The organism is Syntrophomonas sp. UBA5494, assembly GCF_002426325.1.
Genome location: NZ_DIPG01000139.1, coordinates 24,585 through 25,068, shown reverse-complemented (window position 1 = coordinate 25,068; position 484 = coordinate 24,585). Strand labels below are relative to the sequence as shown.

The following is a 484-nucleotide window of genomic DNA, read 5'->3' as shown; positions in this document are numbered from 1 at the left end:
CTGGCGGAAAAGGTAGTCGGTATCGGCAGCTGCTCCGGCGCAGAGATAGACAAGTTCCAGAAATTTGGCCTGACTGCATTACCGGCGGCCGATGTAAAAGCTCCGCTGATTTCGGAGTGCCTTGCCTGTCTGGAGTGCCGCGTGACTGACTATCTGGAACCCCATGGCATTTTTGTTTTGCAGGGCGTACGTGCCTGGATCGATCAGGAACGGAAAGAACGCCGGACATTTCACGCCAATGGGGACGGCACCTTTGTGGTGGACGGAAACACGGTAAATCTTCGCGCTTTGATGGAAGATAAGCTGCCACCCGGTGTTTAATGTGCATATAGTTATCTATTGAAAAATACCGAGAACGGTTTCGAGCTGATCGGAACCGTTCTCTTAATTAGCCAATTAGACACTGAATATTATGAATGACGCTGAGTTTTTCCGGCATAACACGTAAACACCCAGCCCTGAGGCCCGCTCCTAACGTCGGGGC

At 51.4% G+C, this 484-nt stretch carries 1 protein-coding gene; it reads left to right on the top strand.

Features of this window, described 5'->3' with window-relative positions; genetic code table 11:
• Window positions 1-321, top strand: a 321-nt coding sequence (locus B3W37_RS15660) for a flavin reductase family protein (RefSeq protein WP_483176372.1), incomplete at its 5' end; no start/stop codon positions are given.
• Window positions 322-484: the final 163 nt, after the last annotated feature.